General features: G+C 56.8%; 6 protein-coding genes and 2 pseudogenes. 4 read left to right on the forward strand and 4 right to left on the reverse strand.

The features are described 5' to 3' along the window. Positions 1-836 precede the first annotated feature (836 nt). Both ACYZT6_RS26165 and ACYZT6_RS26170 read right to left on the reverse strand, forming a co-directional pair. Positions 837-9,521: an Ig-like domain-containing protein gene (locus tag ACYZT6_RS26165; RefSeq protein ID WP_462029206.1), complete on the reverse strand. Its 8,685-nt coding sequence runs from the start codon at positions 9,519-9,521 to the stop codon at positions 837-839. A 238-nt stretch (positions 9,522-9,759) separates the two neighbouring features. Continuing rightward, a pseudogene (locus tag ACYZT6_RS26170) lies at positions 9,760-10,097 on the reverse strand (Tn3 family transposase); the annotation flags it as partial. Between the two features lie 714 nt (positions 10,098-10,811). On the opposite strand from ACYZT6_RS26170, the gene ACYZT6_RS26175 reads away from it, so the two are divergent. Together ACYZT6_RS26175 and ACYZT6_RS26180 are read left to right on the forward strand one after the other, a co-directional pair. Next, positions 10,812-11,027, forward strand: coding sequence for a recombinase family protein (locus ACYZT6_RS26175; protein WP_462029207.1), 216 nt, complete (start codon positions 10,812-10,814; stop codon positions 11,025-11,027). Between the two features lie 46 nt (positions 11,028-11,073). Then, a complete protein-coding gene (locus ACYZT6_RS26180; RefSeq protein WP_462029208.1) occupies positions 11,074-11,310 on the forward strand; it encodes a recombinase family protein in 237 nt (78 codons plus the stop codon). A gap of 452 nt (positions 11,311-11,762) precedes the next feature. Here the strand turns inward: ACYZT6_RS26180 and ACYZT6_RS26185 are convergent, their stop codons facing one another. After that, the gene (locus ACYZT6_RS26185) at positions 11,763-12,437 is read right to left on the reverse strand and encodes a response regulator (RefSeq protein ID WP_462029209.1); all 675 of its coding nucleotides are present in this window, start codon (positions 12,435-12,437) and stop codon (positions 11,763-11,765) included. Positions 12,438-12,508: 71 nt separating this feature from the next. Continuing rightward, the gene (locus ACYZT6_RS26190; protein ID WP_462029210.1) at positions 12,509-13,111 is read right to left on the reverse strand and encodes a hypothetical protein; all 603 of its coding nucleotides are present in this window, start codon (positions 13,109-13,111) and stop codon (positions 12,509-12,511) included. Between the two features lie 503 nt (positions 13,112-13,614). On the opposite strand from ACYZT6_RS26190, the gene ACYZT6_RS26195 reads away from it, so the two are divergent. After that, positions 13,615-14,040, forward strand: a complete 426-nt coding sequence (locus ACYZT6_RS26195; RefSeq protein ID WP_462029211.1) for a type II toxin-antitoxin system HicB family antitoxin — start codon at positions 13,615-13,617, stop codon at positions 14,038-14,040. A 130-nt stretch (positions 14,041-14,170) separates the two neighbouring features. Further along, positions 14,171-14,692 (forward strand): annotated as a pseudogene (locus ACYZT6_RS26200) (IS5 family transposase); the annotation flags it as partial. Positions 14,693-15,030 lie beyond the last annotated feature (338 nt).

The raw sequence follows: 15,030 nt of genomic DNA on the forward strand, positions 1-15,030 counted from the left end.
AACTGCCATCCCTACCGAGACCTGCCAAAACGCGGCTGGAGACTCTCTATTGCTTGCCGAGCTTAGTCGGCCATACAGGTGTAAGCTCTTGTTAAGCTCACACTGCTGCACGAACCAACTTCTTTGATTACAAGTAGCTGCCAAATTGAGAGGTTCAGCAGCGAAAACTGAAAATATCCAGGCGCGTATAGCGCCAGGCGCTCTGTGGGCAGTAACTGCTGCCAACGGCACCAAGTTAAAAATCCATTTAATAAGTAGAAGACAAATAAACACACCTGACACTCCATTAAATGTCCAACCTCTATTAGCGCCGCACCTGTTTGAGGCATCTCGTAGTAATTGGCTAAACAGTATCGTGCGTGATTAGGATACTAGAGATTATACTGAGAGCAGGGCCGCTTGCACCGGACTCTAGAACATAAAGCTCAGTCGTCCCGGTGATAGGCCCACCGTCTTTACTCGCCCAGTAGAGCGCCCTGACATTCAAATTCACTCCAAACTTATTTCGAGGCTCTGCGACTGTAGGCAACCGAGCGCTGTAAGCTTTGCAAAAAGCATATGCTTTATAAGCATCGCCCCTTGTTTTTTTCTGGAATTATAAAGTCTTCGGTCAATACAGCGATCAGTGCCGGGCACCCTTGCCGCATTCTTCGCTTGGACCGACCCTGCCCGAGGGGGACGGGAACATATCCAGCACAAATCTGCGACAAATACATTACTTTCCACCCAGCGCTGATGCCACTTTCCTCAAACTGCTCGTTATCCATGATCAACTTTCGCGCTCATCCAAAAGCTGCTATAGGTTCATCTAACTCATAAAAATACTCATCGCGCGCTCAATCCCCATTTCGAACAGGCGCACGCTTTCTCCATGCGAGGAGGTCCCACCAAGGTTTAATATCAACAGCGCCCAAGGGTGCATTGTTCACAAATAGCGTGGCCGAGATACTACCACCCAAACCTGCCAGAGCGTTCGCATGCATATATGAAATAAGGATCTGCCCATTGTTGTCCGTGGTTTTTATTACTTTAACGGGATTAAAAAGACCCGCAAAAAACACGCCTTTACCGTAAAAATTCACGCGAGTCCATGAAAGTGGATTACCATAGGCATCCTTGACGGTAAGCCGAAACGTTTCTTTGTCGACTCGATCCCAAATACCAGTCGGCGTTTTGTTGTCGGCAACAAATACAGTGCTCACAGCTTTATTTAGTTCGCCTTTTTTCAAACCAGCCATAACTTGACTCGTGCCCGCGACCGCACTTACAAACTCCATCACAACTTCACCATTTATATCGGTTTGACGCTGTTTATCTATCGCCACAAGGATTGCATCAAAAAATACGGAAAGGCCTTCAACTCGATTGCCGTAAGCATCTACCACGATAGCTTTAACAGAATTTTTAGAGCAGCCATCAGCAACTTGTCTGTCTCTGAATACATTTAATGACAGTTGAGCAGTACTCACATCAGCTATAAAAATTGTGCTTACGCTCACCTCGGTGCCATTCACCGTCGCCGTGACGCGGCTGACGCCGGCGTTGGTGTTGGTCAGCGTGGTGCTGGCCTGACCCTGGGCATCGGTGTTGACCACGGCTGTCGTTATCACCGCATCGTTAGTGGCTGTAAAGCTCACCTGCATGTCCGCTACCGGGTTGCCCTTGGCATCCTTGACGATCACCCTCGCCGTGTTAGTGGCCTTGCCATCGGCAATGGCATCGCTGGTGACGCTCAGTGTCGCTGCCGCAGTATTCGTATCCGCCACAAAAGTGGTGTCCATGCTCACCTCGGTGCCATTCACCGTCGCCGTGACGCGGCTGACGCCGGCGTTGGTGTTGGTCAGCGTGGTGCTGGCCTGACCCTGGGCATCGGTGTTGACCACGGCTGTCGTTATCACCGCATCGTTAGTGGCTGTAAAGCTCACCTGCATGTCCGCTACCGGGTTGCCCTTGGCATCCTTGACGATCACCCTCGCCGTGTTAGTGGCCTTGCCATCGGCAATGGCATCGCTGGTGACGCTCAGTGTCGCTGCGGCAGTATTCGTATCCGCCACAAAAGTGGTGTCCATGCTCACCTCCGCGCCATTCACCGTCGCCGTGACGCGGCTGACGCCGGCGTTGGTGTTGGTCAGCGTGGTGCTGGCCTGACCCTGGGCATCGGTGTTGACCACGGCTGTCGTTATCACCGCATCGTTAGTGGCTGTAAAGCTCACCTGCATGTCCGCTACCGGGTTGCCCTTGGCATCCTTGACGATCACCCTCGCCGTGTTAGTGGCCTTGCCATCGGCAATGGCATCGCTGGTGACGCTCAGTGTCGCTGCGGCAGTATTCGCATCCGCCACAAAAGTGGTGTCCATGCTCACCTCGGTGCCATTCACCGTCGCCGTGACGCGGCTGACGCCGGCGTTGGTGTTGGTCAGCGTGGTGCTGGCCTGACCCTGGGCATCGGTGTTGACCACGGCTGTCGTTATCACCGCATCGTTAGTGGCTGTAAAGCTCACCTGCATGTCCGCTACCGGGTTGCCCTTGGCATCCTTGACGATCACCCTCGCCGTGTTAGTGGCCCTGCCATCGGCAATGGCATCGCTGGTGACGCTCAGTGTCGCTGCCGCAGTATTCGCATCCGCCACAAAAGTGGTGTCCATGCTCACCTCGGTGCCATTCACCGTCGCCGTGACGCGGCTGACGCCGGCGTTGGTGTTGGTCAGCGTGGTGCTGGCCTGACCCTGGGCATCGGTGTTGACCACGGCTGTCGTTATCACCGCATCGTTAGTGGCTGTAAAGCTCACCTGCATGTCCGCTACCGGGTTGCCCTTGGCATCCTTGACGATCACCCTCGCCGTGTTAGTGGCCCTGCCATCGGCAATGGCATCGCTGGTGACGCTCAGTGTCGCTGCCGCAGTATTCGCATCCGCCACAAAAGTGGTGTCCATGCTCACCTCGGTGCCATTCACCGTCGCCGTGACGCGGCTGACGCCGGCGTTGGTGTTGGTCAGCGTGGTGCTGGCCTGACCCTGGGCATCGGTGTTGACCACGGCTGTCGTTATCACCGCATCGTTAGTGGCTGTAAAGCTCACCTGCATGTCCGCTACCGGGTTGCCCTTGGCATCCTTGACGATCACCCTCGCCGTGTTAGTGGCCCTGCCATCGGCAATGGCATCGCTGGTGACGCTCAGTGTCGCTGCCGCAGTATTCGCATCCGCCACAAAAGTGGTGTCCATGCTCACCTCGGTGCCATTCACCGTCGCCGTGACGCGGCTGACGCCGGCGTTGGTGTTGGTCAGCGTGGTGCTGGCCTGACCCTGGGCATCGGTGTTGACCACGGCTGTCGTTATCACCGCATCGTTAGTGGCTGTAAAGCTCACCTGCATGTCCGCTACCGGGTTGCCCTTGGCATCCTTGACGATCACCCTCGCCGTGTTAGTGGCCCTGCCATCGGCAATGGCATCGCTGGTGACGCTCAGTGTCGCTGCCGCAGTATTCGCATCCGCCACAAAAGTGGTGTCCATGCTCACCTCGGTGCCATTCACCGTCGCCGTGACGCGGCTGACGCCGGCGTTGGTGTTGGTCAGCGTGGTGCTGGCCTGACCCTGGGCATCGGTGTTGACCACGGCTGTCGTTATCACCGCATCGTTAGTGGCTGTAAAGCTCACCTGCATGTCCGCTACCGGGTTGCCCTTGGCATCCTTGACGATCACCCTCGCCGTGTTAGTGGCCCTGCCATCGGCAATGGCATCGCTGGTGACGCTCAGTGTCGCTGCCGCAGTATTCGCATCCGCCACAAAAGTGGTGTCCATGCTCACCTCGGTGCCATTCACCGTCGCCGTGACGCGGCTGACGCCGGCGTTGGTGTTGGTCAGCGTGGTGCTGGCCTGACCCTGGGCATCGGTGTTGACCACGGCTGTCGTTATCACCGCATCGTTAGTGGCTGTAAAGCTCACCTGCATGTCCGCTACCGGGTTGCCCTTGGCATCCTTGACGATCACCCTCGCCGTGTTAGTGGCCCTGCCATCGGCAATGGCATCGCTGGTGACGCTCAGTGTCGCTGCCGCAGTATTCGCATCCGCCACAAAAGTGGTGTCCATGCTCACCTCGGTGCCATTCACCGTCGCCGTGACGCGGCTGACGCCGGCGTTGGTGTTGGTCAGCGTGGTGCTGGCCTGACCCTGGGCATCGGTGTTGACCACGGCTGTCGTTATCACCGCATCGTTAGTGGCTGTAAAGCTCACCTGCATGTCCGCTACCGGGTTGCCCTTGGCATCCTTGACGATCACCCTCGCCGTGTTAGTGGCCTTGCCATCGGCAATGGCATCGCTGGTGACGCTCAGTGTCGCTGCCGCAGTATTCGCATCCGCCACAAAAGTGGTGTCCATGCTCACCTCGGTGCCATTCACCGTCGCCGTGACGCGGCTGACGCCGGCGTTGGTGTTGGTCAGCGTGGTGCTGGCCTGACCCTGGGCATCGGTGTTGACCACGGCTGTCGTTATCACCGCATCGTTAGTGGCTGTAAAGCTCACCTGCATGTCCGCTACCGGGTTGCCCTTGGCATCCTTGACGATCACCCTCGCCGTGTTAGTGGCCTTGCCATCGGCAATGGCATCGCTGGTGACGCTCAGTGTCGCTGCCGCAGTATTCGTATCCGCCACAAAAGTGGTGTCCATGCTCACCTCGGTGCCATTCACCGTCGCCGTGACGCGGCTGACGCCGGCGTTGGTGTTGGTCAGCGTGGTGCTGGCCTGACCCTGGGCATCGGTGTTGACCACGGCTGTCGTTATCACCGCATCGTTAGTGGCTGTAAAGCTCACCTGCATGTCCGCTACCGGGTTGCCCTTGGCATCCTTGACGATCACCCTCGCCGTGTTAGTGGCCCTGCCATCGGCAATGGCATCGCTGGTGACGCTCAGTGTCGCTGCCGCAGTATTCGCATCCGCCACAAAAGTGGTGTCCATGCTCACCTCGGTGCCATTCACCGTCGCCGTGACGCGGCTGACGCCGGCGTTGGTGTTGGTCAGCGTGGTGCTGGCCTGACCCTGGGCATCGGTGTTGACCACGGCTGTCGTTATCACCGCATCGTTAGTGGCTGTAAAGCTCACCTGCATGTCCGCTACCGGGTTGCCCTTGGCATCCTTGACGATCACCCTCGCCGTGTTAGTGGCCCTGCCATCGGCAATGGCATCGCTGGTGACGCTCAGTGTCGCTGCCGCAGTATTCGCATCCGCCACAAAAGTGGTGTCCATGCTCACCTCGGTGCCATTCACCGTCGCCGTGACGCGGCTGACGCCGGCGTTGGTGTTGGTCAGCGTGGTGCTGGCCTGACCCTGGGCATCGGTGTTGACCACGGCTGTCGTTATCACCGCATCGTTAGTGGCTGTAAAGCTCACCTGCATGTCCGCTACCGGGTTGCCCTTGGCATCCTTGACGATCACCCTCGCCGTGTTAGTGGCCTTGCCATCGGCAATGGCATCGCTGGTGACGCTCAGTGTCGCTGCCGCAGTATTCGCATCCGCCACAAAAGTGGTGTCCATGCTCACCTCGGTGCCATTCACCGTCGCCGTGACGCGGCTGACGCCGGCGTTGGTGTTGGTCAGCGTGGTGCTGGCCTGACCCTGGGCATCGGTGTTGACCACGGCTGTCGTTATCACCGCATCGTTAGTGGCTGTAAAGCTCACCTGCATGTCCGCTACCGGGTTGCCCTTGGCATCCTTGACGATCACCCTCGCCGTGTTAGTGGCCTTGCCATCGGCAATGGCATCGCTGGTGACGCTCAGTGTCGCTGCCGCAGTATTCGTATCCGCCACAAAAGTGGTGTCCATGCTCACCTCGGTGCCATTCACCGTCGCCGTGACGCGGCTGACGCCGGCGTTGGTGTTGGTCAGCGTGGTGCTGGCCTGACCCTGGGCATCGGTGTTGACCACGGCTGTCGTTATCACCGCATCGTTAGTGGCTGTAAAGCTCACCTGCATGTCCGCTACCGGGTTGCCCTTGGCATCCTTGACGATCACCCTCGCCGTGTTAGTGGCCTTGCCATCGGCAATGGCATCGCTGGTGACGCTCAGTGTCGCTGCGGCAGTATTCGTATCCGCCACAAAAGTGGTGTCCATGCTCACCTCCGCGCCATTCACCGTCGCCGTGACGCGGCTGACGCCGGCGTTGGTGTTGGTCAGCGTGGTGCTGGCCTGACCCTGGGCATCGGTGTTGACCACGGCTGTCGTTATCACCGCATCGTTAGTGGCTGTAAAGCTCACCTGCATGTCCGCTACCGGGTTGCCCTTGGCATCCTTGACGATCACCCTCGCCGTGTTAGTGGCCTTGCCATCGGCAATGGCATCGCTGGTGACGCTCAGTGTCGCTGCGGCAGTATTCGCATCCGCCACAAAAGTGGTGTCCATGCTCACCTCGGTGCCATTCACCGTCGCCGTGACGCGGCTGACGCCGGCGTTGGTGTTGGTCAGCGTGGTGCTGGCCTGACCCTGGGCATCGGTGTTGACCACGGCTGTCGTTATCACCGCATCGTTAGTGGCTGTAAAGCTCACCTGCATGTCCGCTACCGGGTTGCCCTTGGCATCCTTGACGATCACCCTCGCCGTGTTAGTGGCCCTGCCATCGGCAATGGCATCGCTGGTGACGCTCAGTGTCGCTGCCGCAGTATTCGCATCCGCCACAAAAGTGGTGTCCATGCTCACCTCGGTGCCATTCACCGTCGCCGTGACGCGGCTGACGCCGGCGTTGGTGTTGGTCAGCGTGGTGCTGGCCTGACCCTGGGCATCGGTGTTGACCACGGCTGTCGTTATCACCGCATCGTTAGTGGCTGTAAAGCTCACCTGCATGTCCGCTACCGGGTTGCCCTTGGCATCTGTCACCATCGCGGTCACCGCGTTTGTGGCAGTGCCGTTGGCCAACGCACCGTTGCTGCTGACCACCAGGTTGCCCGAGGCGATGACCGCCGTGCTGGTATCCGCCAAAAAGAGAACAGAAATACTCGACGTAGAGGCTTCATCACCATCAATACTCGCCGTCACGTCGACTCTCCCAGCGTTGTCACTTTTAAGCTTAACGCTGAAGCGTCCCTCTGGGTCGGTAATCGCGCTACGAATGATCGTCGCGTAATGAGTAGCCACAAGCCCCACCGCTACGCCGTCTACCGGATTATTATTGCCATCAAAAAGAGTGCCGGTCAGAACCACTTCGTCCCGACCTACTATGGCTTCATCTTTATCTACGCTGAGGTTGATATTCGCCGAGAGCACATCCGGTATAAAATAAACATCGATCGCGTGGGTTCGACTATTGGCTTCGCCCGTGACGGAAACCTTTCCGGCTATGTTGCTGGAAAAACTCAGGCGGGCTACACCGCCTGCGTCGGTGACCGCAAGCTGCGCATTACGCGTCGCCGCATTGCTGAGCGTGAAGCTCACCTCGGCATCAGCGACCGGGCGCCCCGCCTCATCCCTGACCGTCGCCTCCACAATGTTCGGCGTGCTGTCGTTAGCCGGCGAGCGATCATTGATAACCGCCAATTCGATAGAGCCAATGGCAATGGGCCTCCCTTCGATGACGGCCAAGTGATAATTGGCATCGGCAACTTCCAGATAGTTCTGAGGAATACCTTGATTCTCGTTGGCATGGACCGAAACAATGAAGAAGTCAGCAGTGGCTCGCAAGACCTTCCCCGCGGAGGCTAGCAACCGTTCAACGACTCCCTTGCTGTTCTCCAAGGAGGCCAAACGCGGCATATAGAGACGTGCAATGACGGTAACCTGCTGGGTCTCGGCGCCAGGAGTCAAGGTGTTCACACCTGACTGGGGATCAATCGTTATCAGCGGGGTGTTGTTCGCCAATTCATAACGCACAAAACCTGCGGCAGGAATGCCTCGCAGCATTGGCGAGGCCTGGGTCACGTGGGTGCCCGACAGTGGATTAGCCTGCACAACTACTGTTTGGGAAACAAACCCGAAGTGACGATATTTAGCCTGCTCTTTGTAGTTCAAAACCACGTTGTAATTACGGTCTACAAAATCCTGCCTGGCCAATACCAGCGGTCTCAAGGCCGTTGATTGCTCTGAGCGCAACTGCTTCTTCAGATCGCGATCAAAGCTCCAGTTCAAGCTCATGCCGAATTGAAACTGCCCACTCCCCCCTTGGAGTCGCTGATGTTCCGAGGTGAAGCCAAGCAACGGAATCGGTTGCCATTTCAGCCCCACGCCATGTCCTGTGGGATCTTTCTTCAACTTACCGCCACCAAAGGCATCGACCCCCTTACCCTTCCATTGAAAGTATTGTGCGGTGGCGGCCATCTGCGGAAAGCCTGGAATCAAGGTTTCCACGCGCGTATCCCAGCCTGAGGCAGGCCGCTCGAACAAATTCATTCGATTGGGATCGGAGTTCAGACGGTGTTGATCGGATTTTCTCCAATCGCTGACAGGCACATAGGCATTGGAAGCCAAGCGCGCAGCATTACCCCAAATTTCCGCTCCTATCCCTGCTCGAGTATGGCTGCGGCTAAAGTCTTGGTCGATAAAGGCATTACCGCCCAGCATCAGCTCCGGGTTGATCTGGCGACGGTAACCCAGGCCCACATTTCCGATATTGCGATCATCGAAAGTACGGGCACCTATCTGGGCAAAAAGGATGTCGTCATCGCTTTGCAAAAGCGGATGCAAATAATCGACATTGAGATCAAGCGAATGCGTTCTGGTATTGGCGCGTACGCCAACCTGCGCCCGCCCATAAGGACTGAGAATCTCTTCGAGACTAGAAGAGATTGCGCCGTTTGCGGCATTTGTTACGCTGGCAGCCCCCTGCTGGGCCAAGAAATTTGCAGGATCCGAGCGACCCCGAGCCTGTGATTTATAGTTATCCCCCGCTTGTACAGCGGCCTTTGCCAAAAGCGCCTCGAAGTCTTGCTGGTTTTTCTGTGTATCCACCCCCCTGCTGATTTTATTCATCGCAGCAGGTGCGGGGATCAAAAAAACATCGCCTTCTTTGAGGTTCCTTAGAACAGCATCACCAAGGACCAGCGTGTTGAGCCGGCGCAGCTCTGGCTCAGAGCGATTCACTTTAATCGCCAGTGAGCCTAGCGTCTCGCCCTTGGCGAGCGCATGCGTGGTATAGGCGGGGTACAGGCGCGACTCACCAGTTGTCTGACGGGGAATCAGTATCGCTCCTCCCGTCCAACCTGCCTGCGATGCCTGGTTTTGTAGAGCGGCCAGCGCCGACTCGGAAACACCAAAACGGGCAGCGATGTTCGCGTTTGTTTCCCGCTCCGCAGGAATGAGCAGGACGTACTCTTGCATGGAGGCAGTTGCATCGCTTTGCTTTTTATGATGTACGCCCGGAACAGCCCCATTCAAGAGGGGGGAGGCGACAGCACTTGCGATACTAAAAATTTGCAGAGCCAAACAGAGAAAAGCCGTATGGCGCAATGCAGAGGTTTTACGATGGAATAGCCCTAAGCCCTGATTCAGCATGACGTCCGTTTCAATTAAGTATTCGATGGAACATTCACATCGACACACCGTCATCCTTGATGGCGTAAGCTTCGATTATTTGCTTGAAACCCAATGCAGCGCACGACAAAATTGTAAGTTAATATGAACTCATTGATTTTATAAACAATTTCAACAGGGGTTTTATCCCACGTTTAGTCGCCCGCAGTGCGGCGGTGTCGATGATCTCGATGTTGAAATGAGTCAGTCCACCGTTAACCGTCGGCACACACGGGCCCATTCAATGCTATCGCGCCAAAAAGTCCCTGACTGGGACATTGAGCAAACCGATCTGGTCGCCGCCTGGCACACCCGTTCGTAAATGGGTGAAAGTTTCGGTGAGTCCAAGAGCTGCATCGACTTCAATGATCCGAACAGTCGGCATCGACGATAGAGATCAAATATCAGTTCCTGTGCATCCAAGGGGACGGCCAGCCTTGCATTTGTCTGTGCGGTACTTCTCGGTAACAGGACCTGTTTGAGATCGCTGTAGGGGCGTGAATGGTCCAGCCAGATGTCACCGGATCCGAAAGCATCGCGCAGGTGAGACAGGACTGCCACTTCCAAAAAACGGGTGTCCTCCTGATCTTGTGCTCGCAGAGGGTGGTGCCATTTCGAATTCGGCCGGAAGAAACAGTCGTCTGTCGGTGCCGCGAGCCTTTCTCCAATAGCTTTTGCCGCCGTAATCAAGGGCTGTGCCAGGGAGGCAGCCTCGAGTTTCAGGCATCGCAACATACGGGGCGCATAGCGCAGTCGAGCTTATGTCGCGCAGGCCATCGGCAAAGTAGCGTTCACCCTGTCGACGCAGGCGTGTAATGCGGTGTGGCGCAACACCAGTGAGCGTCTGCGGATCGATTTCCAAGCCTCGCAGAAACTCCAGTGGGTCTAACAGACGGTTCGCTGCTGCTGAGTTGTTGCCGACCTCAAATTTGCGAAGCCAGATGAACCGGCAGATACGGCCATCGACAATTTCCGCCACCAGCCCATCGAGTCGCGCTTGCGTCAGCCTTGGGCTTTGCGCAATACGCGTTTCGGTGGCCGTTCGGCGGCGACCATTGCGTCTGCACACAACCGCTCAATAGTCGATATCGTGGGCTAGATCGTTAGCGTTTCACGACAACGGGCCACCAGGCGATGAGCAATATCTTCGCTGGAGCGAGCATCTTCAGCCTGATCGAAAAGCCAATCACGAATGGCTCGAGTTCCGCAGCCACTGAACGTCTTGGAGCTATAAATTTTACGCAACGCTCCATATGCTGCTGGCGAGTTTGACACCGCTCCGCATAAATGATGAGCGCATCGGCTGGGATTCCGAGTTGTGCCCCTATGACCGCCGACCAATCATGCGAACGGCAGGAGCGTGACCTGACGGCGTTTGCCAGTCGTGCTGGTTACAATCCCATTGAGATCTTTAAGGAGACCGGTTTTGGTACGAAGCTTGACCGCGCGGCAGGGCGAAAAATCATGGCCTTGACCCAGTCACGGCAGATCGATGTCATTCTCGTAACAGAGCGGTCTCGATGGGGTGGTCGGCCTTCTTAACACGTGAACTGGTGGGTTGGAGGTATCCGTCATTGCCATGAACGGTATGGCGTTCGACCTCTCATCCCCGCATGGTCGTAGGCTGGCGATGTTTCTCTCCGGCATTGCCGAGTTGGAGCGTGATCTCATCAGTGAACGGGTCAAGTCAGGCCTAGCCGCTGCTCGCGCCCGGGGACGTATGCTCGGACGGCAAGTAGGCTACGCCCAAAATCCGACAAGCTTTACCCCAAAGTCATCGAAGCTGGTCGCAGCTACAGGTGGATCGCCCGAGATTTTGGTATGAGTAAACAAACCGCCACTGAAATCGTCCGCAGGCATCGCGAAAACGCGCAGGCTGTCATTTCGACCCGTCTGTGGCCCTGACGTAGCGGGCCCCAACGGCCTTTCGACCTTGCAATCGCTGCACCGCCAGTATGCTGGCCATGGCCGTCTTGCAGCGAACTTCTGAGTCGCTTTGGACGGTCATGGGCTCCTTACCTTCGATCACCAGATGAAAACCCACTTTCAAGCATGGTGCCTCCTTGGCTTCGCAGTAAATAAGTGGTCAGCCTGATAAATGCTGAATGACGAGGTTGGCCGTTGTCGTATTCCCCCTTGATTGCTCAGAAGGTGATGATAAGCGCCGTGATCGCCACACCGCTGGCCAACTCGCCCGTCAGCGGCACAATCAAGGGTCACCGGCACGATCGCCATCAGGGTCGCGGCGAGCATCAACCAAGGGACGCAGTGAGTGGGTCAAGTACAGCGCTCCGTGAATAGGTAACCGTGGCCTCGCACGGTGTGGATGGGTTTAAAACCGTTCAGACCTTCGAGTTTACGTCGCAGCCGGCACACCAACACCTCGATGACATTCGGATCGCGCTGAGCGTCATTCGGATACAGCGCGACCAAGTGCTCCTTGGCCACCACCTGTTGATGATGGCGCATCAGGTATTCGAGGATGCGATATTCGTAGGTACTCAGGGCCAACGGCTGTTCATCAAGCGCCGCCTGTTTGCGCTGGCGATCGAGTGACAACGGTCCGGCGCACAGTGTCAACGGAGAGAACCCCTCGGCACGGCGCCGTAGGGCCTTCAGACGAGCATCGAGTTCGTCAAACTGAAAGGGTTTGGTCAGGTAGCCGTCAGCCCCAGCCGCCAGACCTTCGACCTTGTCTTGCCAATTGCAACGCGCGGTAAGGACCAGGACCGGAAACGTCTTGCCCCGGCGGCGCAGCTCACGGATCAACGCCTGCCCACTCATGCCGGACAAACCAAGATCGATCAGCGCCAGGTCATGCTGAAAGTGCTCGGCCAAGTACAACGCCTCTTCGGCACCGGGCACTGACTCCACCAAGTGCCCACTTTCGCTCAGCCGGGTATGCATCTGATGGCGCAACAATGCGTCTTCTTCCACGACCAGCAATTTCATCACGTTCTCCTGGAGTAAACGACGCCGGATACCTTAGGGTATCCGGCGCGGATCTTTGTGCGAAACGCTGGTTAGAACGCGTAATTAGCGGCCAAGTAGGTCTGGGCGCTGCTGTTGACTTTCATCGAGCCCTGTTTGCTGCCACCGTGCTCATTGAGCTCAGTACTGGCGTTGGTGCGCAGGTAACGGTACCCCAGCTCCACCGAGGTGTTTTGCGACACCTGTTGCAGCACCCCGACCTGGCCACCAATGGTATAGCCAACGTTGGTGTCGCGGCTGAAGCCGGATGATTCCTGACTGATCTTGGTCAGACCGGCCGAAGCACCGCCGAACAGTTTGGTGCTGGCGGTCACCGGCAGGAACAGGTCGTAGCTGCCGAGCAGGTTTTCCTGACGCTGCTTGTTGGCATGGTGCGAGCCCGAGACGTTGTCGTAGGTGGCGTAGTAACGGCTGTCGTCGCTTTGCCGACCAACCCGCAACCCAAAGGTGTGGTCCTTGTGGATGATGCCGTCGGCGCTCGGATGGTTGAGGTTGTCGTTCAGCGACTTGGATTTGCTGACCTGGTTGCTGGTCTGGCCATAGGTCAGGCCGGCAAAATTCTTGGTCTCGGCTTGCACCGCGACTGCGGTGCCCAGCAGGGAGAAAGCCAACAGCATTTTTTTGAGGTGGGTCATGGGGGATTTTCCTGAGGCGCTTAGCGCGTTGAGTACTCAGCAAGGCTACCGATCCGTTGCTGAACGCCCGCTGTACCCTCGCTGTACCGTAGCTGAACCAGATCAATAGATTGTTTGAGAAGCCCATCACTGCCGCTCGACGCCGACGGGGGCCCGTCGCAACTGCCTAGGGTGACGGCGTGGAGAAATTCTGCCGGTTTGCGCATACCCTTCAGCCCAATCATTCGACACTCGTCTCCAACCCTTAAAACCGTCCAGCCCCGCATTGGGCAGGGTTGCTCATTTTCCACGCGAATGTTTTTCAGATCGTGTCGATCCGCTCGGCCAGTTCGCCGCCCGTGCTAGCGTCAGGGATATCCCAAGCCATGACGCTAGAGAGAGGCTCCGTTACTTTCACGTCGCACCGACGTGTTGACAATCAGCGCGCCGTTTTCACCTGACATCGAACCTCACCCCGTGGGTCCCAAGGAAGTGACCCAGTTGCCTATATGAAGGGAGTCACCATGTTTGAATACGCCTTACAGATTCATCGAGCACCTGACAGCGTCTGGCTGAGGAACGTCGAAATCCCCGAGCTGCATATTGCCGGCGATACGCTCGAACAAGCGCTGGCCTGTGCCCTGGATGACTTCGAAGCGGTGCTGTCGATGTATGTTAATCAGCGCCGAGCCATTCCCGCCGGTCACACCCAATTGCAGACTGAGGACGTACACTTGCATCTGCCGGCGCGGACCGCCGCCAAGATTGCGCTATGGAATGCGCTGCTGGAGTCCGGAATCACCCAAACGGAACTGGCCCGTCGTCTGGGCGTGCCAAGGGGCCACGTCTATTGCCTGATCAATTTCTGTTATCCCTCGAAAATCGAGAACATTGAGAGCGCCTTGCACTGCTTAGGGCGGCGAATCTCAATCAGACTCGAACCCGCCTAGGTGCACTGCAAGTAGGGAACCCGCAGTATTTGGAATACACATGTTAAGGTTTTTTCCTAGGGAAACTCTGAAAAAGACTTCTAGATTTGGTGAAATAGCCACCTCACACGAACAGAACGGTTGAGCCTCGATGAAACAGATGTCCTTCGCCGATGCCGAATACGCTGGTAAACGTAAGCAGACCCGCCGCGAGCGCTTCCTGATCGAGATGGATCAGGTCGTGCCCTGGAAGGGTTTGATCGCCTTGATCGAACCGTTTTATCCAAAGGGCGACGGCGGTCGTCCGGCGTATCCGTTGATGGCCATGTTGCGGGTTCATCTGATGCAGAACTGGTTCGGTTACAGCGATCCGGCGATGGAAGAATCCCTGTATGAAACGACGATTTTGCGCCAGTTCGCGGGCTTGAATCTGGATCGAATTCCCGATGAAACCACGATCCTCAATTTCCGCCGTTTGTTGGAAAAGCATGAGTTGGCTGGCGGGATTTTGCAGGTCATCAATGGCTATCTGGGTGACCGTGGTTTGATGCTGCGCCAAGGCACGGTGGTCGATGCGACGATCATTCACGCGCCGAGTTCGACCAAGAACAAGGACGGCAAACGCGACCCTGAAATGCATCAGACGAAGAAAGGAAACCAATATTTCTTCGGGAGTGCGACCTGAAAGTCGCATGGATTTCTGTTCCGCAGGTTAACGCCCGACGGAACCGATTGTTCCACCACTCGCTCCCTACCCAGACAGGCGTGGCCGGTAACAGCTGGGTCTGAAGCTCTGGGGACAATGTAACCGCCGATATTTCGGTAGGTCGAACCGCGAGGCCAGACTGAATCTGCCAGCATCAAGGCGGAGAGGGGCTAGGGATGAACGGGTACGGCTAACACACGTGAACCTCATATAAACGTCGTCAAAATAGCCAAGCCAAAGATGCTGATAGGCTTGAACCAAAAGGTATGCGGACAGGCAGGGGGTCTTACCGATACCCCCTCGTG

It is taken from the genome of Pseudomonas sp. RT6P73, from assembly GCF_054897715.1.

What these genes read in the sequence shown, in the direction of transcription:
- ACYZT6_RS26165 (WP_462029206.1), bottom strand. Translation starts at nt 9,521, where the DNA reads ATGACGGTGTGTCGATGTGAATGTTCCATCGAATACTTAATTGAAACG.
- ACYZT6_RS26175 (WP_462029207.1), top strand. Translation starts at nt 10,812, where the DNA reads ATGACCGCCGACCAATCATGCGAACGGCAGGAGCGTGACCTGACGGCG.
- ACYZT6_RS26180 (WP_462029208.1), top strand. Translation starts at nt 11,074, where the DNA reads ATGGCGTTCGACCTCTCATCCCCGCATGGTCGTAGGCTGGCGATGTTT.
- ACYZT6_RS26185 (WP_462029209.1), bottom strand. Translation starts at nt 12,437, where the DNA reads ATGAAATTGCTGGTCGTGGAAGAAGACGCATTGTTGCGCCATCAGATG.
- ACYZT6_RS26190 (WP_462029210.1), bottom strand. Translation starts at nt 13,111, where the DNA reads ATGACCCACCTCAAAAAAATGCTGTTGGCTTTCTCCCTGCTGGGCACC.
- ACYZT6_RS26195 (WP_462029211.1), top strand. Translation starts at nt 13,615, where the DNA reads ATGTTTGAATACGCCTTACAGATTCATCGAGCACCTGACAGCGTCTGG.